We start from the raw sequence: 25,573 nt of genomic DNA on the forward strand, positions 1-25,573 counted from the left end.
GGGGAAATCTCCTTCAGCGGGCGCGGTCGTAGACGTCGAGCGTGTCGCTGCCAAGCCGTCGCCGCACGGCATGGCGCCAGCGCCCATGCGCCTGCGCCAGCGAGGACAGACCGATGTCGCCGATACCGGGCAGGCCGCGACCGATGACGATCGGCGCGCGGTAGAGCAGCAGGCGGTCGACCATGTCGGCGGCCAGAAAGCTTGCCGCAGCCCCCGCGCCGCCTTCGACGTAGAGGTACTGCGCCGCGCCGAACGCTTGCGGCGCGGTGATGTCCGCCACCTTGCGCCAGCCATCGGGCGCGGTGCCGCGCGTCAGCGCCCAGCGCTCGGGGCTGCGCGATTCCAGTCCGGGCAGGCGCACGTCGAGCCGGGGAGAATCGGCGCGCAAGGTGCCGCCGCCAACCAGAATCGCATCCGCACGGGCACGCTCGACGTGGACGTGGGCGCGCGCCTCCACGCCCGTGATCCACTGGCTCGATCCGTCCGCCAGCGCGATGCAGCCGTCAAGCGAGGTGGCGAGCTTGAGCGTCACGTGCGGGCGGCCGAACCGGGCGCGGACAAGGTAGCCTTCGAGCGAAGCCTCTGCCGTTTCCGAACGCAGCAGGTCCACCGTGATGCCCGCCTTGCGCAGGCTTTCCATCCCGATCCCGGCGGTGCGCGGATCGGGGTCCGCGCAGCCGACGACCACCCGCGCAAGGCCGCTTTCGCGGACCAGCGAGGAGCACGACGGCCCTCGTTCGCTCTGGTGTGCGCAGGGCTCCAGCGTGACGTAGAGCGTGGCGCCTTGCGCCGCCTCGCCCGCCTGCGCCAGCGCCATCGCCTCGGCATGCGGGCGGCCACCGGCCTGCGTGAAGCCGCGCCCGACGACGCGGCCATCGCGCACGATCACCGCGCCCACGGCGGGATTGGGGCGGCTCAGCGGCCTTCCGCGCGCGGCGAGCGCGGCGGCGGCGTCGAGCCAGTCGTGGTCGCTGCGCCCCGCCACTATGCGGGACTACTGCTTCTTGTCTTCGGCCGGGGGAACGGGCTTGCCGGTGATCTGGCGCAGCAGGGCCTCGTTCTTCGCCTGCTCGGCCCTCTTCTCGGCTTCGCGTTCGACCTTACCGTCGTCGTACATCTTCTGCGCGTCGAGGCCCGTGGCCGAGCCCACCGCCTTGTACATCTGGCGGATGTTCTCGGCGTGGCGCTCTTCCTCCGCAGCCTCGGCATCGGCCCTCTTCTGCGCGGCGATGTTCCCGGCCAGGATCTCCTTGTCGCTGCGGTCGGCGCGCCAGCTTTCGAAGTAGATCACCTTGGGCGGACGCGGCAATCCGCGCCCTTCCTGCTGGACCATCAGGTAGAAGATGCCGCCGGTGACGCAGGCCGCCATCAGCAGCGAGCGCGTGCGATGCTCGGTGGGCGCACCCAGGATGCGCCACAGGTCGGCAAAGGCGCGCAAGGGTCGGACGTTGGAGAAGAAGCCTTTCATCGGCGCCTAGATAGGAGCCTCGAACCGATTCCGCCAGTTGTCACGAAAGCGGGCCCGCGCTCAGCCGAAAAGACGGTAGAGCGAACGCCCCTCGCGCTTGAGCCAGCGGTTGGCATCCTCGATGCGCCCTTCGTACAGGTCGGCCAGATGCGCGTGGAACGCCGGGCTGTGATCGAAGTGGGTCATATGCGCCACTTCATGCGCCACCACCGAGCGCCGCACGAAGTCGGGCGCCATGATCAGCCGCCAGTTCATGCGGATCGACCCGTCCGAAGCGCAACTGCCCCACCGTCGCTGCGCGCGCGACAGGGCAAGGCGCGGCAGATCCTTGCCCGCGCGCGCGCAGTAGTGCGCCAGATCCCCAGCCATCAGCCGCATCGCCTCGGCCTCCAGCCAGCGGGCCAGCCGCCCGTGCAACCCGTCCTGCGGGCCGCCCAGCACCACCGCGCCATCGTCGAGCACAGGCTTGCGCGGCGCATCGGCCAGCCACAGGACCTGCACATGTTCGCCACGGTAGGGCAGCGCGCTGCCCGCCACCACGCTTTCGCGCTGGGGCATCCGGCCCAGCTGCGCGGCGAGCCAGTCGGCACGGTCGCGGGCAAAAGCCTCGGCATCGCCCACCCGGCCCCAACGCGGGATCGACACGCGCACTTCGCCGCCGTCAGGCGACAGCCGCAACGTCATCCGCCGCGCCTGCGCCAGCCTGCGGATCACCAGCGGCATTTCGCGCCCGGCAACCTCCATCGTGCGCGGGGCGATCGGCCTTGGCGCGACAGGCTCGCGCCCCGGACGCCGCAGCCAGTCGATCACGGAAGGAAGTCCTCGCCCAGCAGGTCTTCGGGATCGGGGATCACATGATCTTCCAGCGGCCCGGCCAGCACTTCGCTGATTGCGCGGCCCTTTACCGAAATACCCGCCGTGTGCACGGTCTCGCGATCGCCGCTGATGAGGTAGTGCCACGCGGGCAGCGGTTCATCGTCTGCGCGCAGGCGATAGGCGCAGGTCGGCGGCAGCCAGGCCACTTCGCGCACCAGCCGGGGGGTCAGCCGCAGGCAATCGGGCACCAGCGCCTTGCGGTGGCGATAGTCGGCGCAGCGCCCGGTCTTCACGTCGAGCAGGCGGCAGGCGACGTTGGTACGCCAGACGCGGCCCGTGTCCTCGTCCTCCAGCTTGTGCAGGCAGCACTGGCCGCAACCGTCGCACAGCGCTTCCCATTCGTCGCGGGTCAGCGCCTCGATCGGCTTTTCCCAGAAGTGGTCGCTCAACGTACCCATTTGGCCAGTTCCGCCGCCACGGCCTTGCCGTCCTGTTCCGCCGGCAGCAGCGCGATGGGCTTGCCGTCCGGCCCCATCAGGTAGGCGGCGCGGCTGTGGTCCATCAGGTAGGCGTCGGGCGACGTACCGTCGCGCTTCTGGTAATAGACGGCAAAGGCCTTGGCGACTTTGGCAATCTGTTCGGGCGAGCCGGTCAGCCCGACCAGTTCGGGACCGAAATTGGCCGCGAACTTGCCGACGTTTTCCGGCGTGTCGCGCGCCGGGTCGACCGTGATGAACAGCGGCACGACCCTGGTTGCCAGCTCGGGCTTGTCCTTGGCGAAGGCGTGGAAGCCCTGCATCAGATGCTGCACGTCGAGCGGGCAGACATCAGGACAGAAGGTGTAGCCGAAATAGATTACACGGTAGCGCCCCGCGAAATCGGCATAGCGCACCGCCTTGCCGTCCTTGCCCGTCAGCGTGAAGTCGCCGCCGATCGCCGCGCCTTCCAGCGGGGGGCGTTCGGCGGGCGCATTGCCCGAACAGGCAGAAAGCGCGAAGGCCAGCGCACTGGCAAGCGTTAGGAGGATCGAGCGGTTCTGCAGAGGGCGGGGCGCGAGATGTCGAGGCATGGCGCGCCGGTTCATGCTCTGCTAACCAGCCGCTTGCAAGGGGCGAACCCGCAAGGGGCGCCAACAGGAGGACGGCAACGGTGAACAAGTGGACCAGCTTCGCGCGGCATGGCGCGCTGGCGCTCGCGGCATTGGGCATGGGGCTTGCCGCCCCCGCCTCGGCGCAGTTCTCCGACAGCTACAAGTTCCTCGAATCGGTCAAGAAGAAGGAGGCCGACAAGGTCACCGACCAGCTCAACGAGCCGGGCACCCAGATCGTCAACACGCGCGACATCACCACCGGCGAATCTGCGCTGCACATCGTCACCGCGCGCCGCGACCTGGTGTGGATGCAGTTCCTCGTCGGCAAGGGCGCCAACGTCAACATCCGCGACAACAAGGGCACCACCCCGCTGGTGCTGGCCTGCAACCTCGGCTTCATCGAGGGCGTGGACTTCCTGCTGGGCCAGGGCGCGCGGGTGGATGAGCCCAACAACACCGGCGAAACCCCGCTGATCAGCGCGGTCCACCGCCGCGACGTGGCGCTGGTGCGCGTGCTGCTGAAAGCGGGCGCCAATCCCGACCGTCCCGACAACTCGGGCCGCTCCGCGCGCGACTATGCCACGCTCGATGGCAAGGGCAGCGCGATGCTGAACGAACTGGAAAACGCGGCCAGGACCAAGGCAGCCCAGCCCGCCAAGAAGAGCTACGGCCCCTCTTTCTGATCGTCCCGAAAGGCATCGTCATGGACACCCGCACGCTCGAAGACATCCGCATGGACCTCGCGCCGCTGGTCGCGCAGTCCGCCATGTTCGACGGCTGGAGTGATGCCGCTGTCACGGCAGCAGCGGAAAGCCTCGGCGTCGATCCCGCTGCGGCGCGCTTCGCCTTCGAAGGCAAGGCGATGACCATGATCGCGGCGTGGATCCACGCCATCGACCGCGACATGGCGCGCGAACTGCCCAACGCCCGCATCGGCAACCTGCCGATCCGCGAGCGCATCCGCACCCTTGTCCAGTTCCGGCTCGATGCTCTGGTCGGCTGCGAGGAAGCGCTGCGGCTCGCCCTGATCGAGATGGCCCGCCCGCGCAATCTTGCCCGCGCCGCCCGGCTCGGCTGGGAAAGCGCCGATGCCATGTGGCGGCTGGCAGGCGATACCGCCACCGACTACAACCACTATACCAAGCGCGCCACGCTCGGCTCGATCTATGCCGCAACGCTGACCTATTTCGCGCAGGACAAGAGCGAGGACCACGCCGAGACCCGCGCCTTCCTCGCCCGCCGGATCGAGGACGTGATGAAGTTCGAAAAGGCCAAGGCCCGCGTCCTGCGCCCGCGCGAGGAGAGCTTCAGCATGACACGCCTGCTCGGCCGCCTGCGCTACCCGGCCACCTGATCCGATTTGACCTGCATCAACTATTGCGAATGACTTGCAATTGTTGCGGCGCTGTGGCAGCGCCAAGGGCGTGACACTCGACCAGCTCCCCCTTGGCGCGTCGGCCCGCATCGCTGCGGTCGACTGGACCTTGCTCGTCCCCGAAGAAGCGCAGCGCCTGCGCGCGCTGGGGATCGACGAAGGGGCGCGGGTCAAGCTCGCCTACCGTGGCGTGTTCTTCGGTCGCGATCCGCTGGCTGTGGAGATCGGTCGCATGACCGTCGCGCTGCGCCGCGCCCATGCCCGCGCGATGACCGTAGAACAACAGGAGGCCTGACGCGCATGAGCCGCAGCCCCTGCACCGCCGCCCTTGTCGGCAATCCCAATGCGGGAAAGAGCGCGCTGTTCAACGCGCTGACCGGCGCGCGGCAGAAGATCGCCAACTATCCCGGCGTCACCGTCGAGCGGAAGGCGGGGCGGATGTTGCTGCCCAATGGCGAGCCGGTCGAACTGGTCGACCTGCCAGGCTCCTATGGCCTGCACGCCACCACCAGCCCCGACGAGGAAGTCACGCGTCGCGTCGTGATGGGCGAACAGGACGGCCAGAACCGCCCCGACGTGCTGGTGATCGTGCTCGATTCGTCGAACCTCGAACAGCACCTCGTCTTCGCGCAGGAAGTGCTCGAACTCGGCCGCCCCACCGTGGTCGCGCTCAACATGGTGGACCTTGCCGAACGCGACGGGCTGGTGCTCGATGCCGCCGCGCTCTCCACCGCGCTCGGCGTGCCGGTGATCCCGACCGTGGCGGTGCGCCGTCGCGGACTTCCCGAACTGGCCGCCGCGGTTTCCGCCGCGCGCGATGCCGTGATCGAACACCCCATCGCCCGCCCGCACGTCACCCTGCCCGAACGGCGGATGCTGGCGCACGAAATGGCGCATACCGCGATCCTGTCGGAAACCGCCAAGCACCGCATCCATGCGCGCATGGACGAGCTGCTGCTCCACCCCTGGCTTGGCCCGCCGATCCTGTTCGCGCTGCTGTTCGTGGTGTTCCAGGCCGTGTTCAGCTGGGCGACGCCGTTCGCCGATGCGATCGACGCCGCCTTCACCGGCCTGGGCGACTGGGTCCGCGCCGAAGTGCCCGCCAGCCTCGCGCGCGACCTGCTGACGGATGGCGTGATCTCCGGCGTCGGCTCGGTAGTGGTGTTCCTGCCGCAGATCCTGATCCTGTTCTTCTTCATCCTGACGATGGAGGCGACCGGCTACATGGCCCGCGCCGCCTTCCTGATGGATCGGCTGATGGCGGGCGTGGGCCTGTCGGGCCGCAGCTTCATCCCGCTGCTGTCGAGCTTTGCCTGCGCAGTGCCGGGCATCATGTCCACGCGCAGCATCACCGATCCCAAGGACCGTTTGACCACGATCCTGATCGCCCCGCTGATGACCTGTTCGGCGCGCCTGCCGGTCTATGCCGTGATCATCGCCGCGTTCATCCCCAACCGGCAGGTTCTGCCCGGTATCGGCCTGCAGGGCCTCGTCCTGTTCGCGCTCTATGTCGCAGGCGTTGTCGGCGCGATGGTCGTCGCGCTGATCCTGCGCCGCTCGGTGACCAAGGGCGCTGCCTCGGGCTTCATCATGGAGCTGCCCAAGTACCAGCTGCCCACGGTCAAGGACCTTGCGCTCGGCTTGTTCCAGCGCGCCTGGATCTTCCTGCGCCGCGCGGGCACGATGATCTTCACCGTCACCGTTGCGCTGTGGGTGCTGCTCAACTTCCCGCGCGCCGAAGCGGGCCAGGACCAGGTCAACGCCTCGATCGCCGGACACATCGCCAACGGCCTTGCCGTGGTAGTCGAACCCATCGGTTTCAACCGCGACATCTCGCTCGCCTTGATTCCCGCGATGGCCGCGCGCGAAGTGGCGGTCAGCTCGCTCGCCACCACGTACGCCGTGGGCAATGCGGACGAAGCCCAGCAGGGCGTTGCGCTGGGCGACCAGCTCAAGGCGCGCTGGAGCCTTGCCACCGCGCTCGCCTTCCTCGCGTGGTTCGTGTTCGCGCCGCAGTGCATGTCCACCATCGCCGTCACCCGGCGCGAGACCAACGGCTGGAAATGGCCGGGCTTCATGCTCGCCTACCTGTTCGGCCTCGCCTACGTCTTCGCCGGACTGACCTACTGGACTGCGGTCGCGCTGGGCTTGGGATAAATCGGCCTCGCAGCTTGAGGTCGATGGACGCGCCGCTTACGCAAGCGGCTCGATATTCCAAGGACACGATTCGATGGCAGGCAGCGTCAACAAGGTCATCCTCATCGGCAACCTCGGCGCCGATCCTGAGGTCAAGAGCTTCCAGAACGGCGGCCGCATCGCCAACCTGCGCATCGCCACATCCGAAAACTGGAAGGACAAGGCCACCGGCGAGCGCAAGGAGCGCACCGAGTGGCATAGCGTCGTGCTCAATTCCGACGGTCTCGTCGGCGTGGCCGAACGCTTCCTGCGCAAGGGCAGCAAGGTCTACATCGAAGGCCAACTGCGCACCCGCAAGTGGCAGGACCAGTCGGGCAATGACCGCTACACCACCGAAATCTCGGTCGGCGGCATGGGCGGCGTGCTGACCATGCTCGATGGCCCGCAGGGCGGTGGCGCTGGCGGCGGCATGGGTGGCGGCGGCGGTCGCGCATCGGGCGGCGGCTGGAACGAAGGCGGTTCGGGCGGCGGCAGCAGCTTCGGCGGTGGTTCGCGCGGCGGTGCCGGCGGCGGTGCGGCCTCGGGCGGCAGCAGCTGGAACCAGGGCGGCGGCGGCTCGTCGGGCGGCTTCAGCGACGATCTCGACGACGATATCCCGTTCTGAGCTTTTGGAAGAACAAGGGACAACGCAGGGGTTTACCCACCCCTGCACCCCGTGAACCTTTTCAGGTTCCCCGCGTATCCCCGTAGAGGTGGATATGCAGGCGGTCGGTGAACCGCCACCCGGCCTGTAGCGCCGCGTCCGACAGCCAGATCGACCTTTCGCGCAAGGTCGCGCTGTCCGTGCCTTCCGGCATCACGAACAACCGCTCGCCGGGAATGGCATGGGCCGCCTGTAGCGCGGCCACTTCGGCCAGATCCTCCGGCGTCGCGACCACGAACTTGAAGAACGCGCGGCGGTCCTGTGCCCAAGCGGTCAGACGATCAGGGATCAGCGCCAGATCCGCCGGGTTGCCCGAATGCGCCAGCTTGGGGCTGACGTTGTACTGGTCCACCAGCGCATCGAGCGCAGCGTGCGGCGCGACCGATCCGTTGGTCTCGATCTCGACATGAAAGCCGGGCCGCGCTTGCCTGACCAGCGCCACCATCCGCGCCAGGCCTGCGCCCTGCAACAACGGCTCGCCCCCGGTGATCACCAGCCGGTCGGGGGACAGGGCCACGATCCGCGCCGCCACCTCGGCCTCATCTAGCGCCAGCTGGTTGGCCGTCCGCTCGAACGCCCGATCGTCGCGGTGCGGTCGGTTGTCGCCGGTGAAGCGCCAGGTGTAGGCGGTATCGCACCACCGGCACGCCAGATTGCAACGGCTCAGCCGCACGAACGTCGAAGGCCGCCCCAGTGACGGTCCCTCGCCCTGCAACGACGCGAAGATCTCCGCTTCGCCCGGGTTCACGGTGGCGAGCGTCAGCACGCGCCCCTCCCCCGTTGGCGGACGAATGAAGCCCCCTTGATCACCCCAGCCGCGTCAGCGCTGCTGCCAGACGCTCCGCCTCGGCGGTGTGGTGGGCGTGATCCGCACGGGCCTTCTCGATCGCTTCGGGCTTGGCCTTTTCGACGAACGCGGGGTTGGAAAGCCGCCCGTCCAGCGACTTGGCTTCCTTCTGCGAAACGGCGAGCGCCTTTTCCAGCCGCGCCTTTTCCGCCGCGATGTCGATCACGCCTTCGAGCGGCACGACGATATTCGCATCGCCCGCGCCGATCTGCATCGCCGCGCCCGCCGGCGCCGCCTCGAAGCGGATGGCGTTAAGACGCGCCAGTCGCTCGATCGCCGCCGGGTTGGCCTCGATGGTTGCGCGGGTCTGCGCCGAAGGCTCGGGCAGGTATGCGTCGAGGCGCGCCCCCGGCGCGATGCCCAGTTCGTTCTTGGCGGTGCGCAGGTTCGAGATCAGCGCGATCAGCCATTCGACCTCGCGCTTGGCCGCGGCATCGACCGCAACGGCAGGCTCGGGCCACTGCGCGATGATCAGATCCGTCTCCCGCTCGCCAAGTGCGTGCCACAGCTCTTCTGTGACGAAGGGCATGAAGGGGTGGAGCATGACGAGGATCTGGTCGAGCACCCAGCCCGCGACGACGCGCGCCTCGTCATCGAAGCTGCCCTTGATCAGTTCGATGTACCAGTCGCAGAACGTGTTCCAGGTGAACTGGTAGATCGCCTGTGCCGCGGCATCGAAGCGCAGGTCGGCCATGGCCTGATCAAGCGCGCGGACGGTCTCGCCGACCTCGCCTATGATCCACTTGTGTACCGCCTGGGTCGCGTTAGGTGCCGTTCTGCCGGTGCTGCCAGAAATGCCGTTCGACATGCAGAAACGCGCGGCATTCCAAAGCTTTGTGGCGAAGTTGCGGTATCCTTCGACCCGCTTTTCGTCCATCTTCACGTCGCGGCCCTGGCTTTCCATGGCGCACATGAAGAAGCGCAGCGCATCGGCCCCGTACTGATCGATCAGGCCCAGCGGATCGACCACGTTGCCCTTCGACTTGGACATCTTCGCGCCATCGGCGGCGCGGACAAGGCCGTGCAGGTAAAGCTTCTTCCACGGCACTTCGCCCATGAATTCGATGCCCTGCATCGCCATGCGCGCATCCCAGAAGAACAGGATGTCGAAGCCCGACACCAGCAGGTCGTTGGGGTAGTGCTTCTTCAACAGCGGCGCGTCTTCGTCAGGCCAGCCCAAAGTCGCAAACGGCCAAAGCGCGGATGAAAACCACGTATCCAGCACGTCTTCGTCGCGCGTCAGCGGCTTGTTTCCGGCCAGCGCCTGCGCCTCTTCCTCGGTTTCCGCGACGTAGACCGAGCCGTCCTCGGCATACCACGCCGGGATGCGATGGCCCCACCACAGCTGGCGCGAAACGCACCACGGCTGGATGTTTTCCATCCAGTTGAAGAAGGTCTTTTCCCAGGTCTTGGGCACGATCTCGATCTTGCCGGTGCGCACCGCTTCGAGCGGCGCGACGGCGAGCTTTTCGGCATCGACATACCACTGGTCGGTCAGCCACGGCTCGATCACCACGCCGCCGCGATCACCGAACGGGGTCTGGATCGTGCGCGGTTCGGCATCGAGCAGGGTCTCGTTGCCTTCCTTGTCCTTGACCACATGCGGGATCAGGAACCCGGCGGCCTTCATGTCCGCCACGATGGCGTCCCGCGCCACGAAGCGATCGAGGCCGAGGTACTTTTCGGGCACGAGGCCATCGGCGGTCTGCACCACCTTTGCCTCGGCATCGAACATGTTGAGCATCTCGCTTGGCCGGATCCCGGCGCGCTTGCCCACTTCGAAGTCGTTGAAATCGTGGCCCGGCGTGATCTTCACCGCGCCCGAACCGAGTTCCGGATCGGCGTGTTCGTCGGCGACGATCCTGAACCGGCGACCGGTCAGCGGCTGGAGGATCTCCTTGCCGATCACCGAGCGGTAGCGCGGATCATCCGCATTCACCGCCACGGCCATGTCGGCCAGCATGGTTTCGGGGCGCGTGGTCGCCACCTCGATATAGTCCAGCCCATCGTCGCGCTTCACGCCATCGGCGAGCGGATATTTGAAGTGCCAGAAGCCGCCCTGCGTCTCGCGCGTCTCGACCTCGAGGTCGGAGATCGCGGTCTTGAGCTTGGGGTCCCAGTTCACCAGCCGCTTGTCGCGGTAGATCAGCCCCTTGTTGTAGAGATCGACGAAGACCTTGACCACCGCGCGGGTGAAGTGCGGGTCCATGGTGAACTGCTCGCGGCTCCAGTCCATCGAGCAGCCGAGACGACGCAGCTGGCGGGTGATCGTGCCGCCGCTTTCGTGCTTCCACTCCCACACCTTGTCGATGAAGGCCTCGCGCGAATAGTTGGTGCGCTTGTCCTGCCGCGCTTCCATCTGGCGCTCGACCACCATCTGCGTGGCGATGCCGGCGTGGTCGGTGCCGACCACCCACAGCGCATCCTTGCCGCGCAGGCGTTCGTAGCGGATCACCACGTCCTGCAACGTGTTGTCGAGCGCATGGCCGATATGCAGCGAGCCGGTGACGTTCGGCGGCGGATTGACGATGGTGAAGGGCGCGGCGTCGGGGCGCTCGGGCCGGAACAGGCCGTTGCTTTCCCAATGCGCGTACCATTTCGCCTCGATCCCGGCGGGTTCGAAGGTCTTGGCCAGTTCGCCGGTCGGCTCGGATGCGGAAGTCTGCTCGCTCATGCGCGGCGCATTGCCACCCCGGCCCGCGTGCTGCAAGCGGAACGCTGGACCCACAAGCGGCCTTCACGCGTTCTGTCGCTCGTGCTGCACTTGTCGCCCCGGAACTTTTACCCCATGAAGCGCGCACGATGCGGGCGCTAGCCGACTTCACGATCACGCCGGAAGGCGAAACCGGGGGCGCCACGCTGGCGTTCACCGGCCCCATGACCGTGGCATCGCTGGGCCCGATCGACGCGCGACTGCGCGCGGTCGAGGACAACGTCGCGCAGATCGACCTGTCCGGGGTCGACCGGATCGACACCGTGGGCGCCTGGATCGTCTGGCGCACCGCCGACCGCACCGGCGCGCGGATTCTCAACGGCACATCTGAAGCCGACCGCCTGATCGCCGCGATCAGCAAGGCCGACGACAACCGCGTGCCCATCACCGCCGATCGCCTGCCACTGCTGAGCCGCGTGCCAGCGCGCGTGGGCGAAACGATGATCGGGCTGGGCCAGGGCAGCCTCGAAGTGCTGGGCTTCCTCGGCCAGTTCATGCAGGCGATCTGGACGCTGCTGCGCCGCCCGACCACGTTCCGGGGCAAGGCGCTGGTCCACCAGATGGAGCTGGTCGGCGTCAATGCGCTTGGCATCATCGCGCTGATGAGCTTCCTGGTCGGCATCGTCATCGCGCAGCAGGGCGCGGTGCAGCTGCGCCAGTTCGGCGCAGAGATCTATACCGTCAACCTCGTTGGCCGCCTGACGCTGCGCGAGCTGGGAATCCTGATGACCGCGATCATGGTCGCGGGCCGATCGGGCTCGGCCTTCGCCGCGCAGCTCGGCACTATGAAGCTGACCGAGGAAGTCGACGCCATGCGCACGATCGGCGTTTCACCGATGGAGGCGCTGGTAATCCCGCGCATCGTGGCGACCATGGTGATGATGCCGCTGCTGGGCGTCTATTCAGCAGCAATCGGCATTATCGGCGGCGCGTTCCTGTCCTCGCTGACGCTGGGCATCCCATTCTTCACGTTCCTGGCCCGCATTCAGGAAGTGGTGCCGCTGCACGACGTCTGGGTGGGGCTGATCAAGGGGCCGGTGTTCGGCCTGATTGTCGCGGTGGCGGGCTGCTACCAAGGGCTGCAGGTGCGCAACAACGCCGAGGAAGTGGGCACGCGCACCACGGCGGCGGTGGTCATGGCGATCTTCATGGTGATCGTGCTCGACGCCTTCTTCGCGGTGTTCTTCACCGAGATCGGCTGGGGATGAGCGGGATCGATCTTCCCATCCGCGTGCGCGGGCTGAAGAACGTGTTCGGCGACCATGTCGTCCACGAAGGGCTCAACCTCGACGTGCGCCAGGGCGAGATCCTCGGCGTGGTCGGCGGCTCGGGAACGGGCAAGTCGGTGCTGATGCGCTCGATCATCGGCCTGCAGATCCCCGCCGAGGGCACGATCGAGGTGCTGGGCAGCTCGATCACCGACGCGCGCGACGACGAGGACATCGACATCCGCAGCCGCTGGGGCGTGCTGTTCCAGGGCGGCGCGCTGTTTTCGACGCTGACCGTGGCCGAGAACGTCGAAGTCCCCTTGCGCGAGTTCTATCCCGAAATCGGCGATGAACTGCGCCACGAGATCGCGCGCTACAAGGTGCTGCTTTCGGGCCTTCCCGCCGAAGCCACGCGCAAGTACCCGAGCGAGCTTTCGGGCGGGATGCGCAAGCGCGCAGGCCTCGCCCGTGCGCTGTCGCTCGATCCCGAACTGCTGTTCCTCGACGAGCCGACCGCCGGGCTCGACCCGATCGGCGCGGCGGCCTTCGACCAGCTGATCCTGAACCTGCAGCAGACGCTGGACCTGACGGTGTTCCTGATCACCCACGATCTCGACACGCTGTACGAGATCTGCGACCGCGTGGCGGTCATTGCCGACAAGCGGGTGATCGCCTGCGGCACGATCCCCGAGCTGCTGGCGCTCGACCATCCGTGGATCCAGGAATATTTCAACGGCCCGCGTGGCCGGGCGGCGGAAGCCGCCAAGCAGCGCAACGACCGCGCGGAGCGGAATGCGCCTTCGCGCGTTGCGCAGCCCGATGACGGGCAAGCGCCGGGGGAGCATAAGGGATAGCCATGGAAACGCGCGCAAACCACATCTGGGTCGGAGCGGTCACGCTGCTGCTGCTGGCGGGCCTCGCCGCGCTGACCATCTGGATCGCGCGCCTGAACCAGGGCGAGCAGAACGAGTACGACATCTTCTTCAAGCAATCGATCGACGGCGTGGCCAAGGGCTCGGAAGTCTCGTTCTCGGGCGTTCCGGCGGGGCAGGTCAAGGACATCGAGCTGTGGGAGAAGGACCCCGAGTTCGTCCGCGTGCGGATCAAGGTGGACAAGAAGGTGCCGATCCTGCTGGGCACGACCGCCAGCCTGCAGGGCAGCTTCACCGGCGTGACCACGATCCAGCTGCAAGGCGCGGTCAAGGGCGCGCCGCCGATCGACGAGCCGGGGCCGGAAGGCGCGCCGGTGATCCCGACCAAGCGCAGCGGCCTCGGCGAGATCCTGTCGAACGCGCCGCTGCTGCTCGAACGGCTGGCAACGCTGACCGAGCGCCTGACGATGGTGCTGTCGGACAAGAACCAGAAATCGATCGAGCACATCCTGTCGAACACCGACGTGATGACGCGCAACCTTGCCGCCGCTTCGCCCGACGTGAAGCGCACGCTGGCCGAATTGCAGGCAACGCTGCGCCAGGCGAACTATACGCTGGCGGCGTTCGAGAAGGTCGCCGGAAGCGCCGATGCCATGCTCAACGACGAAGGCAACGGCATCGCCAAGCAGCTGCGCACCACTCTGAAATCCGTGCAGGGCGCCGCCGATGCCTTGCAGGCGACGGCGAATGATGCGCGTCCCGGCATGCAGCAGTTGAACGAGCGCACCCTGCCCGCCGCCGAATCCGCGATCCGCGAGTTGCAGGCGACCACGCGATCCTTGCGTGAGGTGACCGACCGCATCAACGACCGTGGCGTATCCAGCATCGTCGGCAGCCCCAAGCTGCCCGATTACAAGCCTTGAGCCGGGAGATGGCCCGCATGAACAAGAAGCTCCTTCCCGCCGTGCTGCTGTCGCTGGCTCTGTCGGCCTGCGTCTCGATCGGAGCCAAGCCGCCCGCCAGCCTGTTCAGCCTGACGGCAGACGCCGCTCCGGCAACAGGTGCCACCGCCAGCGGCAAGCTGAACGAGGCGTTGAGCGTTCTGGAACCCACGGCGGACGCCAAGGTTTCGGTGCTGCGCGTGCCGGTGCAGATCGACGAAACGCGCATCGCCTATCTCAAGAAGGCGCTGTGGGTGGAGCGGCCCTCGCGCCAGTTCCAGCACCTGCTGAGCGAGACGCTGCGCGCACGCGGCAACCGCCTGATCACCGAAAATGACGCCGGAACCAAGGGCCTGCGCCTGTCGGGCCGCCTGCTCGACATGGGTTATGACGCCCGCACCCGCAGCGCGGTGGTGCGCTTCGATGCGACACGCGAAACGCCCGGCGGCACGATCGACACGCGACGGTTCGAAAGCGTGGTGGGCGGCATTGATCCCGAGGCGCCGGACGTCGCGCCCGCGCTCAACCGCGCGGCCAACGACGTGGCGAAGCAGGTGGCGGACTGGGTCGGCTGACCCGGCCCGCCTCTTCTGCTCAGGCCGAAGGCATCTGCTGGCTGGAACAGTGGAAGCCGCCGCCGCCCGCCAGCACCGCGTCGGCCAAGAGGCCGATGGTGGCGCGGCCCGGAAACAGCTCGGCAATCGCGGCAACGCCATCATCGTCATGCACCGTGCCGAACACCGGCACGATCACCACATCGCTGGCGATGACGAAGTTCATGTAGCTGGCCGGCTGGACCATGCCGCCCCATTCTACGAGACCGGGCGAAGGCACCTCCACCACGTCTACCCCTGCATCGCGGGCGCGGGCGGCGGCGTCGGCATAGATCGCGGCGTTGGGATCGTTCGGCCCGGTCGCGCGCGGCACGGCCAAGCGGTTGGGCGCGACGAAGCGCGCGAGGTTGTCGACGTGACCGTCGGTGTGGTCGTTGATCAGGCCATCGCCCAGCCACAGCACGCGGTCGTAGCCAAGGTCGCGCGCGAGGTTCGCTTCGAGATCGCCGCGCGACAGGTGGGGGTTGCGGTTGGGATTGAGCAGGCACTGCTCGGTCGTGGCGACAAGCCCCGTGCCATCGCCATCGAGCGCTCCGCCTTCGAGGATCCAGCCGCAGCGATCGGCGGCAAGGCCCGCATCGGCGGCCAGCGTCGCGCCGATCTCCTGATCGCCGGGCATGAGGTACTTGCCCCCCCAGCCATTGAAGCCGAACAGCCGCGCGCGGCGGTTGCCTGCATCATCGCGCACCACCAGCGGCCCCGTATCGCGCACCCAGACATCGCCATAGACGCGCCGTTCGAGCGTCACAGCCGCCGAGACGAGCGAGCGCGCTCGCATTTCATTGGCCGCATCGCGCACCAGCAGGCGCACCGCTTGCCCGCTGTCGGCCACGGCGCTGGCGAAGGCGGCGATCTGTTCCTGCGCGCGATCGATCACCCCCGCCCATTCGTCGGCGATATGGGGGAAACCGATCCACAGCCAGTCTTGGGGATGCCATTCCGGGGGCATCCTCCCCCGAAGTGCCAAAACCGCCACCTCGCTCATGCGTCGTTCGTCCTTACTTCTTGCCCGCCTCCGCCAGGCTCTTGTCGCGGATGGCGCGGAATTCGTCGGTGGGGTGCCAGTTCGGCCAGTCGTTGCCGTCCGCCAGACCCCGGCCCAGCCGGTAGAAGAGTTCGACCTCCTGCGCCATGCCCGTCATGTCCCAGCTATCGGAATATTCGTCGCTCGGCTGATGGTAGCGGTTGACGGTGTAGTCCTCCGAAGCCGCCTCGCCCGCGGCACGGCCGCCCTTCTCCAGATCCTCGCCCAGCCCCACGTCGAACATCGGCACGCCCAGCTTGGCAAAGCTGAAGTGGTCCGAGCGGTAGTAGTAGCCGCGTTCGGGATGGCTTTCGGGCGTTTCGGACAGGTGCATGTCCTTTTCCACCTTGCGCAGCAGCGTGGTCAGTTCGGACTTGTCGCCGCCCGTGACGGTCACGTCGCGCGCGCGGCCGGTGGGTGAAAGGCCGTCCATGTTCACGCCGCCCACGGTCTTCGCCAGCGGGAAGATCGGATTGGCGGCATAGTATTCCGAGCCCAGCGTGCCCGATTCCTCGAGCGTCACGGCGAGAAAAACCTGGCTGCGCGCGGCAGGCCCCGCCTTGCGGTTCATCTTCGCCAGCGTGGCGAGCGCGGCAACGCCAGTGGCATTGTCGACCGCACCGTTGCAGATGTCATCGCCGGTCTTGTCAGGCGCGCAACGGCCGAGGTGATCCCAATGCGCGCTGTAGAGCACGTATTCATCGGGGCGCTTCTTGCCCGGCATCAGGCCGACGACGTTGTGCGACATCGCCTTGCGAATGGTGTTGTCGAACGACAGGTCCATGGTCAGGCCCAGCGGCACGGGCTTGAAGCCCTTGTGCTTGGCGGCGGCGGTGAGCGTGGCGAGATCCTGACCGGCGGCCTTGAGGATGGCTTCGGCGACCGGCTTCTGCACCCAGGCATTCGCCTGCGTCTGGTCCATGCCATCGTTGGCCGACTGGACGAAATACTGCGCGCCGGTCCAACTCGATTCGACGACGTTCCAGCCATAGGCGGCAGGGAAAGTATCGTGGATGACGATGGCCGCGGTCGCGCCCTGCCGCGCGGCTTCCTCGAACTTGTAGGTCCAGCGGCCATAGTAGGTCATGCGGCGGCCCTTGAAGGGGCCATCCTCGCCCTGCATTTCGTAGTCGGGATCGTTGACGAGGATGACCGCCGTCTTCCCCTTCATGTCCAGCCCGGCATAGTCGTTCCAGCCGAGTTCCGGCGCATTGATGCCGTAGCCGACGAAGACCAGTTCGCTGTCCTTAACGCGCGTCTGCGGCACGAAGCGATAGCTGCCGGCCACGAAGTCCTTGCCGATGGCAAAGGACATCGGCGTTCCATCCTTGCCCTTGACCGTCATGGGCGAGACGTTGCTGGCGGTGATCTCCACCGTGGGCACGTCCTGCAACCACGAACCCTTGTTGCCGGGCTGAAGCCCTGCCGCCTTGAAGCGGGCAACGATCTCGTCGAGCACCTTCTGCTCGGCGGGAGTGGAGGGCGCACGGCCTTCGAATTCGTCCGAGGACAGCGTCTTGATCACCTGGCGCATCAGCGGCACATCGACAGCCGGAATTTTCTTCACAGGTGCCGCAAAAGTTGCACCCGAAACGAGAATCGACAGCGCCGCACTGGCGCAAAGCGCGGTGCGCAGACCGCGCACGAAACGATAAGACATTGATATTCCTTTTCGTTATCCCAAGCGAATGGGGCAACCCATGGCGGGACGTTGGCAGAGCGGACCGAGCCGCGCAAGCCTTGCGCAATTTGATCCAGCGCCTTGATCGTGAGGCCCTGAACGGGCAACGACAGGAACCAGGGGATCAGTGGCAAGGAGTGTGGGATGGTGACTGACTGGCAGGACGCGCTCGACCGCGCCCGCACGCACTCACCGTTCCTGGCCCGCGCCCTGTCGCGCCGCCCCGACATCGAGGCCCTGCTGGCAGGCGGGCAGATCGACGCCGCGCTGGAGCTGGCGCGCGCATCGGGCAATGGCATCGAAGACGTGGGCGTGGCGCTGCGGCGCGAGCGGCTGGCGCTGGCGCTGGCGCTGGGGGTGGGCGATCTGGCGGGTGCACTGCCGCTGGCCACGGTGACGGGCGCGCTCTCGACCTTTGCCGACCGCGCGCTCGATCTGGCCATCCCTGCCGCGATCCGCCGCCGCGCGCCCGATGCGACCGACGCGCAAGGCTTTTCAGCGATCGCGCTGGGCAAGCACGGCGCGGGCGAGCTGAACTATTCGTCCGACATCGACCCGATCCTGCTCTACGATCCAGAGGTGCTGCCCCGGCGCGACCGCGACGATCCGGGCGAAGCGGCACAGCGCGTGGCCCGCGCGGTGGTCGAACTGCTCGGGCAGGTGACGGATGAAGGCTATGTCTTCCGCGTCGACCTGCGCCTGCGCCCAGCCTCGGAAGTCAGTCCGCTCGCGATCCCCTTCGACGCGGCGATCACGCATTATGAATCGAGCGCGCTGGCGTGGGAGCGCGCCGCCTATATCCGCGCCCGCGCCGCGGCGGGCGACCTGCCGCGCGGGCAGGCCTTCCTCGATACCATCCGCCCCTTCGTGTGGCGGCGCAGCCTCGATTTCGGCGCGATCGACGAGATCGGTCGCCTCACCACGCGCATCCGCGACCACTACATCGGCGGGCAGGCGCTGGGGCCGGGCTATGACCTCAAGCGCGGGCGCGGCGGCATTCGCGAAGTGGAATTCTTCGCGCAGACCCACCAGCTGATCCACGGCGGCCGCAACCCCGCGCTGCGCCTGCGCGGCACGCGCGCCAGCCTCGATGCGCTGGCGCAGGCCGGCATCATCACGGCCGAAGATGCGCGAGTGCTGGGCGCAAGCTATGACCGGCTGCGCACGATCGAGCACCGCTTGCAGATGGTGGCCGACCAGCAGACGCATTCGCTGCCCACCGACGCGGTGGCGCTCGACAACGTGGCGCGGCTGGACGGCCTTGCCGATGGCGCGGCGCTGGTGGCCGAGCTTGCCGGGATTTCCGAAACGGTCGGCACCCGCTTCGACGCGCTGATCGAGACCTATGCGCCCACAGGCGCCGTGCAGGTGGGCGAAAAGCCGCTGGTGCGCGAGCTGGCCGACTGCGGCTTTTCCGATTGCGAAGCCCTGGCCGCGCGCATCGAGGGCTGGGAGAACGGCCAGTTCCGCGCCTTGCGCAGCGACGAAGCGCGCGGCGCCTTCGCCCGCCTGCGCCCGCAACTGCTGCGCGCGCTCAGCCAGGCGCCCGATCCCGATCGCGCCCTGCTGCGATGGGAACAGCTGATCGGCGCGCTGCCATCTGCCATCAACGTGTTCCGCCTGCTGGAAGCGCGCCCCGGCCTGCTGGCCGTGGTCATGCGCATTCTCGCCCACGCTCCGACGCTGGCGGACGAACTGGCCCGCCGCGCCGACCTGCTCGACACCCTGATCGACCGTTCCGCCTTCGACCTGCCCGGCAGCGTTGACGAGATCGCGGCGGGGCTGGGCCAGAACGAAGCGGGTGACGATTACCAGCGCCTGCTCGACGCGGTGCGGCGCAAGGTGGGCGAACTGCGCTTTGCACTGGGCGTCCAGCTGATCGAGGCCGGGCGCGACCCGCTGGAGATTGCCGCCGCCCTTTCACGCGTAGCCGAGGCCGCAATTCTCGTGCTGGGCGAAGCGGCTTGCGCCGAGTTCGCTACGACTCATGGCCATGTGGCCGATAGCCGGCTCGTCATTCTTGGCCTGGGGCGGCTGGGCGGGGCTTCGCTCACCCACGCTTCAGACCTCGATCTGGTGTTCCTGTTCAGCGGCGATCACCTGGCTGAAAGCGACGGTCGCCGCCCGCTGGGCGCGACGCTCTACTACAACCGGCTCGCCCAGCGCGTGATCGCTGCGATGTCCGTGCCGACGGCGGCGGGCGCGCTCTATGAGGTCGATACCCGGCTGCGACCGTCAGGCGCGCAGGGACCGATCGCGGTCAGCCTCGACAGCTTCGAACGCTACCAGCGCGAGGAGGCATGGACGTGGGAGCACATGGCGCTGTGCCGCGCCCGCGCGCTGTTCGGCACGGCTGCCGATCGCGCGGCGCTGGACGGGATCGTTTCCGGGGCGCTCACCCGCACGCGCGATCCCGCGACCTTGCGCGCCGACGTGCTGTCGATGCGGACCGAGATGGCGAAGCACAAGCCGGGCAAGGGTCCGCTCGACGTCAAGCTGCTGCGCGGCGGGCTGGTCGACATCGAGTTCATGGTCCACTTCCTGCAACTGCGCGATCACGTGGCGCTGGAGCCGGGACTGGGCGAGGCGGTGTCCGCGCTCGAAGGCGCGGGATTGCTGCCGCGCGGGTTGCGCGAGGCACACGACCTGATGGCGCGGCTGCTGGTGGTGGTGCGCCTCGTCGCGCCCGATGGCGGCTATCCGCCGCAAGCGAGCTGCGAGATCGTCGCGCGCGCCTGCGGCCTTGCCCGCTGGGGCGAGTTGCTTGACGCGATCACCGCCATGCGGCAGCGGGTGGCGCAAGCATGGGGCGCCGTGTTCGGCGAAACGCTGGAGATCGAAGCATGAGCGAAACCATCGGCGTCGGCGACGCCCTTCCCGACATCGCGATGATCACGCCCGAGGGCGGGACGGTGAAGCCCTCCGACTTTGCCGGGCGCAAGCTGGTGCTGTTCTTCTATCCCAAGGACGACACGCCCGGCTGCACCACCGAGAACAAGGACTTCTCCGCGCTGGCCGACCAGTTCGCTGCTGCTGGAACCGCGCTGCTGGGTGTGAGCAAGGACCCGCCCAAGAAGCACCTCAAGTTCGCAGAAAAGCACGGCCTGACCGCGCCGCTCGCCAGCGATGCCGAGGAAGGCGGGCTGTCCGATGCGCTCGGCGTGTGGACCGAAAAGCAGAACTATGGCCGAACCTATATGGGCATGGTCCGCACCACCTACCTGATCGGCCCGGACGGCCGGATCGCGCGGGTGTGGAACAAGGTGAAGGTCAAGGGCCACGCCGACGAAGTGCTGGCGGCCGCGCAGGCGCTGTGATCACCCCATGACGACGCCCTCGCTGACTGGGCCTTCCCTGGCAGGTGCGATCCGCGCCGCCATGCTGACAGCTGATCCGTTCGCCAAGGCCATGGCCACACGGACCGTCGCGCGCAACTGGCAGGCTGGCCGGCTGGCATTCGTGTTTGACGAAGCCCTGCCCGACGTGCCCGCGCGGCCCGATGCGCCGCAATTGCTCCCGCCCAACGCCATGCCCAAGCGCGGACGCGGCGGGTCGGAACGCGGACGGATCGCGCTGCTCCATGCGCTGTGCCACATCGAATTCGTGGCGATCGACCTTGCGCTCGATGCCGCAGGGCGCTTCGGCGAGGCGATGGGTCGGCAGTTCGTCAGCGACTGGCTGTCGGTCGCCGCGGACGAGGCAATGCATTTCTCCCTCCTTGCACGCAGGCTGAAGACGCTGGGTTCGCGCTATGGCGCGATGCCCGCGCACGACGGACTGTGGGATGCCGCGCGCGAAACGGCGCACGATGTCGCCGCGCGGCTTGCGGTGGTGCCGATGGTGCTCGAAGCGCGCGGGCTGGACGTGACCCCCGTGACCATCGAACGGTTCCTCGCGGCGGACGACGAACGCTCCGCGCGCATCCTCAAGCGAATCCTTGACGATGAAATCCGCCATGTGCGCTTCGGCACAAGTCATTTTGAATCGGTATGCCAGGAACGCGGTGAATCACCGCCGACCCTGTGGAAAATACTGGTCGAGCGCCACTTTCGCGGGGCCATTAAGCCACCGTTCAACGACTCGGCGCGTCGTTCAGCCGGTCTGTCGTGCGAAATGATGGCAGGGGTTGCGTGATCTGACGCCCTGCCTCTACCCCTCCAATCGAGAGATGGACGGGGGGTTCCGACCTTATCTCAAAAAAATCCCACGGCGGCGCGACAGCGTCTCTGCGGTACGCACTGGGGGTCAGCGCGTCCGTCGCGGTTCACGCTGCGAAGGTTCGAAAAACAAGAAGGTCGTTCGGGTCGTAATGTCGCAAAACATCAAAACCCTTCGGAATGCTTTCGGCGCCCTTGCCGCTCTTGCTTCCCTCGTTTCGGTTCCGGCGTTCGCCAACAGCGCCGCCTCGGCCGATATCGCTTCGCCGCTCCGCGCCGCTGAAGCCACCCGCAATTCGGTCGTCACCACCGACAACGGCGACCAGCAGTTCCGCTCGCTGTTCTCGTCGTGGCAGGCGCTTGATGGTGGCCTTCCCGCCACCACCGCCAAGCCGGCGCGTTCGGGTACCGTGTCGATCCCCTCACTGATGCCGGTCAATTCCAGCCGCGCGATGTCGAGCGGCTTCGGCCTGCGCGTCCACCCGGTTCTGGGCGGCCTGCGCCAGCACAAGGGCATCGATCTTCCCGCCGCCACCGGCACCCCGATCTACGCATCGGCCGATGGCGTCGTCGGCAAGGCCGACTGGATGGGCGGCTACGGCCTGCTCGTCGAGCTGGAGCATGGCGCAAACCTCGAAACCCGCTACGGCCACATGTCGCGCATCGCCGTTGCCGAAGGCCAGCAGGTCCGCAAGGGCGACGTGATCGGCTATGTCGGCTCGACGGGCCGCTCGACCGGCCCGCACCTGCACTACGAAGTCCGCGTTGCGGGCGAAGCGGTCAACCCGATCCCCTACATGCAGGGCGCCGGCAACCTCTATGCCAACAACGATCCGGCCGAAGGACGCGGCGGCCCCGAATAAGCCGCGCCGGTCGCTACAGCCTCTTGGAGAGGACATGGAAAAAGGCGGCGGAAACGTCGCCTTTTTCTTTTGCACGAACGCGCTGCAAATCTTGCCGATTCCTGCGCCTTTCCTGTTGTTGCGTTGCACAATGCAACGAATCCCGTTGCACGTTTTAATCATGCGGTTAAAGTCTCCCGCAAGCGGCCTCGCGCCGTCAGCGAAGAGAGGATTCCATGCATTATCACCCGAGCACGCACGCCCGGAATCACCCGGAAAAGCCTGCGGTCATCATGGCCGACGGTCGCAGCCTGACCTATCGCGAGCTTGACGAAGCCAGCAACCGCTTCGCCCAGCTGCTGCGCGCGCGCGGGATGCAGATCGGCGATACCGTGGCGATTAGCCTTGAAAACCGTCCAGAATATTTCTCGCTGGTGTGGGGCGCGCAACGCGCAGGCCTGGTGTTCGTGGCCATTTCGTGCCGCCTGGCCGCGCCCGAGATCGCCTATATCGCGCAGGACAGCGGTGCCAAGCTGCTGGTCAGCTCGACCTACCTGAACAAGGTGCTCGACGAGGTTGCGGCGCTGGCGCCCTCGGTTCCCCAACTGCGCCTCGGCGGGGTCGACGCCCATGACCTCGAAGCCGAGCTGGCGAAGATGCCCGCGACGCCGATCGCGGATGAACGCGCAGGCGGCGACATGCTCTATTCGTCGGGTACCACCGGCAAGCCCAAGGGCGTGCGGGTGCCAATGCCGGAAGAACCGGCCATCGGCGCCCCCACCTCGCTGATGATGGTGGCGTCGGAGGTGTTCGGGTTCACCCCTGATTCGGTGTATCTCTCACCCGCTCCGCTCTATCATGCGGCACCGCTGCGCTGGTCGATGGGCGTCCATCGCCTCGGCGGAACGGTTGTGGTGATGGACAAGTTCGATCCGGAACACGCGCTCCAGCTGATCGAGAAGTACAAGATCACCGACAGCCAGTGGGTGCCGACCCATTTCGTCCGCCTGCTCAAGCTGCCCGAGGACGTGCGCAGCAAGTACGATATCTCCTCGCTCAAGTGCGCGATCCATGCCGCCGCGCCCTGCCCCATTCCGGTCAAGCACGCGATGATCGAATGGTGGGGCCCGATCCTCAAGGAATACTACGCCGGCACCGAAGGCAACGGCTTCACCTTCATCTCTAGCGAGGACTGGCTGCAGCGTCCGGGTTCGGTCGGCCGCGTGATCACCGGGATCATCCACATCTGCGACGATAACGGCGACGAAGTGCCGGCCGGCCAGGAAGGCCAGGTGTTTTTCGAAGGCGGCGGCGCGTTCGAGTACCACAACGACCCGACCAAGACCGCCGAGGCCACCAACAAGCACGGCTGGACCAGCCTGGGCGATATCGGCCGGGTGGACGAGGACGGCTTCCTGTTCCTCACCGACCGCAAGAGCTTCATGATCATCTCGGGCGGGGTGAACATCTACCCGCAGGAGATCGAGAGCCTGCTCGTCACCCACCCCAAGGTGGCCGACGTGGCCGTGATCGGGGCGCCCGATCCCGACATGGGCGAGCGCGTGGTGGCAGTGGTGCAGCCTGCCGACATGGCCGAAGCAGGACCGGCACTGGCGGCCGAACTGACCGAATGGCTCAATCCGCAACTGTCGCGCGTGAAGATGCCGCGCCAGATCGACTTCCGCGAGGAACTGCCGCGCGAACCTACCGGCAAGCTGTTCAAGCGGCTGCTGCGCGATGAATACAAGGCCGCTGCGGCGCTGGAGGCCTGAAACGATGGGTGCGATCCCGAACCCCGTCGCCTCGGCCGAGGACGCCATCGCCGTGATCGATCCCCGCTCGTATGCGGAGTGGGGACCGCTGCTCGACCGCTTCGACCGCATCCGCGCCGAAACCCCGGTGGTGCGCATCGAAAGCGCCGAGGACTTTCATGAACCGTTCTGGCTGCTGACCCGCCATGAAGACGTGATGCGCGTGTCAAAGGACAACCAGACCTTCCTCAACGCGCCGCGCAGCACCGTCTTCACCGGCAAGCAGGGCGAAGCCTTTGCCCGCTCGATCACCGGCGGCAGCCCCAACCTCATCAGCTCGCTCGTCTCGATCGATGCGCCGTCGCATCCCAAGCTGCGCCGCCTGACGCAGGAATGGTTCATGCCCAAGAACCTGCGGAAGATCGAGGAAGACATCCGCACGCTGGCCGCGCACACCGTCGATCGGCTGATCGCGGCGGGGCCGGAGGCCGACTTCTGCACGCTGGTCTCCGCGCCCTATCCGCTCCATGTCGTCATGCAGATCCTCGGCGTGCCCGAGGAGGACGAGCCGCGGATGCTGTTCCTGACCCAACAGATGTTCGGCGGACAGGATGAAGACCTCAACAAGTCGGGCATGGCCGACCTGACGCCGGAGCAGATCCAGCAGATCGTGATGGGCGCGGTCAGCGACTTCGAGGCCTACTTCTTTGCACTGGCCGAGGAGCGCCGCAGGAACCCGACCAACGACGTCGCCAGCGTGCTCGCCAACGCGACCATCGACGGCGAGCCGCTTTCGGCGCGCGATCTGGCCGGCTACTACATCATCGTCGCATCAGCGGGCCACGACACCACTTCGGCATCGACGGCGGGCGCGATGCTCGCGCTTGCCCAGGACCCGGACCAGTTCGCCCGCGTCAAGGCCGATCGCAGCCTGCTGGCAGGCGTGGTCGAGGAAGCGATCCGCTGGACCACGCCGGTCCAGCACTTCATGCGCACCGCGATGGAGGACGTCGAGGTGGGCGGTGTGAACATCGCCGCTGGCGACTGGCTGATGCTCAACTACGTCGCCGCCAACCACGATCCGGCGCAGTTCGAGAACCCGCGCAAGTTCGATGCCGCCCGCGATGGCAACCGCCACATCGCGTTCGGCGCGGGCGCGCACCAGTGCCTCGGCCTGCACCTCGCCCGGCTGGAAATGCGCATCCTGTTCGAAGCGCTGCTCGATCGCATCGACAGCCTGGAACTGGCGGGTGAACCCAAGCGGGCCAAGAGCACGTTCGTCGGCGGTCTCAAGACCCTGCCGATCCGCTTCAAGGCCAGCTGAACACCGCAACG

24 protein-coding genes are annotated in these 25,573 nt (G+C 67.2%); 15 read left to right on the forward strand and 9 right to left on the reverse strand.

Annotation, left to right across the window (positions count from 1 at the left end; translation table 11 throughout):
• Positions 1 to 13: 13 nt before the first annotated feature.
• From ribD to K3A84_RS12800, 5 genes are read right to left on the reverse strand one after another with little or no spacing between them, the layout of a single operon-like run.
• Complete coding sequence (gene ribD, locus K3A84_RS12780) at positions 14 to 988, reverse strand: bifunctional diaminohydroxyphosphoribosylaminopyrimidine deaminase/5-amino-6-(5-phosphoribosylamino)uracil reductase RibD (protein WP_225009869.1); 975 nt, start codon at positions 986 to 988, stop codon at positions 14 to 16.
• Between the two features lie 6 nt (positions 989 to 994).
• A complete protein-coding gene (locus K3A84_RS12785; RefSeq protein ID WP_225009732.1) occupies positions 995 to 1,468 on the reverse strand; it encodes a hypothetical protein in 474 nt (157 codons plus the stop codon).
• A gap of 60 nt (positions 1,469 to 1,528) precedes the next feature.
• A complete protein-coding gene (locus tag K3A84_RS12790) occupies positions 1,529 to 2,278 on the reverse strand; it encodes a M48 family metallopeptidase (RefSeq protein ID WP_225009733.1) in 750 nt (249 codons plus the stop codon).
• A complete protein-coding gene (locus K3A84_RS12795) occupies positions 2,275 to 2,742 on the reverse strand; it encodes a YcgN family cysteine cluster protein (protein ID WP_318248304.1) in 468 nt (155 codons plus the stop codon). Before K3A84_RS12795 ends, K3A84_RS12790 begins: the two co-directional genes overlap by 4 nt.
• The gene (locus K3A84_RS12800; protein ID WP_225009734.1) at positions 2,730 to 3,353 is read right to left on the reverse strand and encodes an SCO family protein; all 624 of its coding nucleotides are present in this window, start codon (positions 3,351 to 3,353) and stop codon (positions 2,730 to 2,732) included. Before K3A84_RS12800 ends, K3A84_RS12795 begins: the two co-directional genes overlap by 13 nt.
• A 137-nt stretch (positions 3,354 to 3,490) precedes the next feature.
• Between K3A84_RS12800 and K3A84_RS12805 the strand changes: the two genes are divergently transcribed.
• From K3A84_RS12805 to ssb, 5 genes are all read left to right on the forward strand, one after another.
• Entirely contained in the window at positions 3,491 to 4,057 is a 567-nt protein-coding gene (locus K3A84_RS12805; protein ID WP_225009871.1) for an ankyrin repeat domain-containing protein, read from the forward strand.
• A 20-nt stretch (positions 4,058 to 4,077) separates the two neighbouring features.
• Positions 4,078 to 4,728 carry a COQ9 family protein gene (locus K3A84_RS12810; protein WP_225009735.1) on the forward strand — a complete coding sequence of 217 codons (651 nt, stop codon included), beginning with the start codon at positions 4,078 to 4,080 and terminating at the stop codon, positions 4,726 to 4,728.
• Positions 4,729 to 4,798: 70 nt separating this feature from the next.
• Positions 4,799 to 5,044: a FeoA family protein gene (locus K3A84_RS12815; protein WP_225009736.1), complete on the forward strand. Its 246-nt coding sequence runs from the start codon at positions 4,799 to 4,801 to the stop codon at positions 5,042 to 5,044.
• Between the two features lie 5 nt (positions 5,045 to 5,049).
• Entirely contained in the window at positions 5,050 to 6,906 is a 1,857-nt protein-coding gene (gene feoB, locus K3A84_RS12820; RefSeq protein WP_225009737.1) for a ferrous iron transporter B, read from the forward strand.
• Between the two features lie 73 nt (positions 6,907 to 6,979).
• A complete protein-coding gene (gene ssb, locus K3A84_RS12825; protein ID WP_225009738.1) occupies positions 6,980 to 7,549 on the forward strand; it encodes a single-stranded DNA-binding protein in 570 nt (189 codons plus the stop codon).
• A gap of 61 nt (positions 7,550 to 7,610) precedes the next feature.
• On the opposite strand, the gene K3A84_RS12830 is transcribed toward ssb, so the two are convergent.
• The gene (locus tag K3A84_RS12830) at positions 7,611 to 8,354 is read right to left on the reverse strand and encodes a 7-carboxy-7-deazaguanine synthase QueE (RefSeq protein ID WP_225009739.1); all 744 of its coding nucleotides are present in this window, start codon (positions 8,352 to 8,354) and stop codon (positions 7,611 to 7,613) included.
• 40 nt (positions 8,355 to 8,394) lie between these two features.
• Positions 8,395 to 11,109, reverse strand: a complete 2,715-nt coding sequence (locus tag K3A84_RS12835) for a valine--tRNA ligase (RefSeq protein WP_225009740.1) — start codon at positions 11,107 to 11,109, stop codon at positions 8,395 to 8,397.
• A gap of 128 nt (positions 11,110 to 11,237) precedes the next feature.
• Between K3A84_RS12835 and K3A84_RS12840 the strand changes: the two genes are divergently transcribed.
• From K3A84_RS12840 to K3A84_RS12855, 4 genes are read left to right on the forward strand one after another with little or no spacing between them, the layout of a single operon-like run.
• Positions 11,238 to 12,356 (forward strand): ABC transporter permease, encoded by a 1,119-nt coding sequence (locus K3A84_RS12840; protein WP_225009741.1) that lies wholly within the window; start codon positions 11,238 to 11,240, stop codon positions 12,354 to 12,356.
• Entirely contained in the window at positions 12,353 to 13,210 is an 858-nt protein-coding gene (locus K3A84_RS12845; RefSeq protein WP_225009742.1) for an ABC transporter ATP-binding protein, read from the forward strand. The genes K3A84_RS12840 and K3A84_RS12845 overlap by 4 nt, the downstream gene beginning before the upstream one ends.
• A 2-nt stretch (positions 13,211 to 13,212) precedes the next feature.
• Positions 13,213 to 14,151 carry an MlaD family protein gene (locus K3A84_RS12850; protein ID WP_225009743.1) on the forward strand — a complete coding sequence of 313 codons (939 nt, stop codon included), beginning with the start codon at positions 13,213 to 13,215 and terminating at the stop codon, positions 14,149 to 14,151.
• A 17-nt stretch (positions 14,152 to 14,168) separates the two neighbouring features.
• Positions 14,169 to 14,744 carry an ABC-type transport auxiliary lipoprotein family protein gene (locus K3A84_RS12855; protein ID WP_225009744.1) on the forward strand — a complete coding sequence of 192 codons (576 nt, stop codon included), beginning with the start codon at positions 14,169 to 14,171 and terminating at the stop codon, positions 14,742 to 14,744.
• 19 nt (positions 14,745 to 14,763) lie between these two features.
• Here K3A84_RS12855 and K3A84_RS12860 read toward each other — a convergent pair whose 3' ends face one another.
• Together K3A84_RS12860 and K3A84_RS12865 are read right to left on the reverse strand one after the other, a co-directional pair.
• Complete coding sequence (locus tag K3A84_RS12860) at positions 14,764 to 15,768, reverse strand: agmatine deiminase family protein (protein WP_225009745.1); 1,005 nt, start codon at positions 15,766 to 15,768, stop codon at positions 14,764 to 14,766.
• A gap of 13 nt (positions 15,769 to 15,781) precedes the next feature.
• A complete protein-coding gene (locus tag K3A84_RS12865) occupies positions 15,782 to 17,467 on the reverse strand; it encodes a M28 family metallopeptidase (protein ID WP_225009746.1) in 1,686 nt (561 codons plus the stop codon).
• Between the two features lie 165 nt (positions 17,468 to 17,632).
• On the opposite strand from K3A84_RS12865, the gene glnE reads away from it, so the two are divergent.
• The 6 genes from glnE (at position 17,633) to K3A84_RS12895 (ending at position 25,562) form a co-directional block, all read left to right on the forward strand.
• Positions 17,633 to 20,335, forward strand: a complete 2,703-nt coding sequence (gene glnE, locus K3A84_RS12870; protein WP_225009747.1) for a bifunctional [glutamate--ammonia ligase]-adenylyl-L-tyrosine phosphorylase/[glutamate--ammonia-ligase] adenylyltransferase — start codon at positions 17,633 to 17,635, stop codon at positions 20,333 to 20,335.
• Entirely contained in the window at positions 20,332 to 20,805 is a 474-nt protein-coding gene (locus K3A84_RS12875) for a peroxiredoxin (protein ID WP_225009748.1), read from the forward strand. Before glnE ends, K3A84_RS12875 begins: the two co-directional genes overlap by 4 nt.
• A gap of 7 nt (positions 20,806 to 20,812) precedes the next feature.
• Entirely contained in the window at positions 20,813 to 21,622 is an 810-nt protein-coding gene (locus tag K3A84_RS12880; RefSeq protein ID WP_225009749.1) for a ferritin-like domain-containing protein, read from the forward strand.
• A gap of 175 nt (positions 21,623 to 21,797) precedes the next feature.
• Entirely contained in the window at positions 21,798 to 22,508 is a 711-nt protein-coding gene (locus K3A84_RS12885; protein WP_225009750.1) for a M23 family metallopeptidase, read from the forward strand.
• A gap of 215 nt (positions 22,509 to 22,723) precedes the next feature.
• On the forward strand, positions 22,724 to 24,259 hold the full coding sequence (locus K3A84_RS12890; RefSeq protein WP_225009751.1) for an acyl-CoA synthetase: 1,536 nt from the start codon (positions 22,724 to 22,726) through the stop codon (positions 24,257 to 24,259).
• Positions 24,260 to 24,263: 4 nt separating this feature from the next.
• Entirely contained in the window at positions 24,264 to 25,562 is a 1,299-nt protein-coding gene (locus tag K3A84_RS12895; protein ID WP_225009752.1) for a cytochrome P450, read from the forward strand.
• Positions 25,563 to 25,573: the final 11 nt, after the last annotated feature.

It is taken from the genome of Novosphingobium percolationis (assembly GCF_020179425.1).
Lineage (GTDB): Bacteria > Pseudomonadota > Alphaproteobacteria > Sphingomonadales > Sphingomonadaceae > Novosphingobium > Novosphingobium percolationis.

Coding starts and splice junctions, on each gene's coding strand:
- glnE (WP_225009747.1), top strand. CDS start 17,633: ATGGTGACTGACTGGCAGGACGCGCTCGACCGCGCCCGCACGCACTCA.
- K3A84_RS12855 (WP_225009744.1), top strand. CDS start 14,169: ATGAACAAGAAGCTCCTTCCCGCCGTGCTGCTGTCGCTGGCTCTGTCG.
- K3A84_RS12840 (WP_225009741.1), top strand. CDS start 11,238: ATGCGGGCGCTAGCCGACTTCACGATCACGCCGGAAGGCGAAACCGGG.
- K3A84_RS12810 (WP_225009735.1), top strand. CDS start 4,078: ATGGACACCCGCACGCTCGAAGACATCCGCATGGACCTCGCGCCGCTG.
- K3A84_RS12845 (WP_225009742.1), top strand. CDS start 12,353: ATGAGCGGGATCGATCTTCCCATCCGCGTGCGCGGGCTGAAGAACGTG.
- K3A84_RS12885 (WP_225009750.1), top strand. CDS start 21,798: ATGTCGCAAAACATCAAAACCCTTCGGAATGCTTTCGGCGCCCTTGCC.
- K3A84_RS12795 (WP_318248304.1), bottom strand. CDS start 2,742: ATGGGTACGTTGAGCGACCACTTCTGGGAAAAGCCGATCGAGGCGCTG.
- feoB (WP_225009737.1), top strand. CDS start 5,050: ATGAGCCGCAGCCCCTGCACCGCCGCCCTTGTCGGCAATCCCAATGCG.
- K3A84_RS12785 (WP_225009732.1), bottom strand. CDS start 1,468: ATGAAAGGCTTCTTCTCCAACGTCCGACCCTTGCGCGCCTTTGCCGAC.
- K3A84_RS12865 (WP_225009746.1), bottom strand. CDS start 17,467: ATGTCTTATCGTTTCGTGCGCGGTCTGCGCACCGCGCTTTGCGCCAGT.
- K3A84_RS12800 (WP_225009734.1), bottom strand. CDS start 3,353: ATGCCTCGACATCTCGCGCCCCGCCCTCTGCAGAACCGCTCGATCCTC.
- K3A84_RS12850 (WP_225009743.1), top strand. CDS start 13,213: ATGGAAACGCGCGCAAACCACATCTGGGTCGGAGCGGTCACGCTGCTG.
- K3A84_RS12875 (WP_225009748.1), top strand. CDS start 20,332: ATGAGCGAAACCATCGGCGTCGGCGACGCCCTTCCCGACATCGCGATG.
- ssb (WP_225009738.1), top strand. CDS start 6,980: ATGGCAGGCAGCGTCAACAAGGTCATCCTCATCGGCAACCTCGGCGCC.
- K3A84_RS12895 (WP_225009752.1), top strand. CDS start 24,264: ATGGGTGCGATCCCGAACCCCGTCGCCTCGGCCGAGGACGCCATCGCC.
- K3A84_RS12860 (WP_225009745.1), bottom strand. CDS start 15,768: ATGAGCGAGGTGGCGGTTTTGGCACTTCGGGGGAGGATGCCCCCGGAA.
- K3A84_RS12805 (WP_225009871.1), top strand. CDS start 3,491: ATGGGGCTTGCCGCCCCCGCCTCGGCGCAGTTCTCCGACAGCTACAAG.
- K3A84_RS12890 (WP_225009751.1), top strand. CDS start 22,724: ATGCATTATCACCCGAGCACGCACGCCCGGAATCACCCGGAAAAGCCT.
- K3A84_RS12880 (WP_225009749.1), top strand. CDS start 20,813: ATGACGACGCCCTCGCTGACTGGGCCTTCCCTGGCAGGTGCGATCCGC.
- K3A84_RS12835 (WP_225009740.1), bottom strand. CDS start 11,109: ATGAGCGAGCAGACTTCCGCATCCGAGCCGACCGGCGAACTGGCCAAG.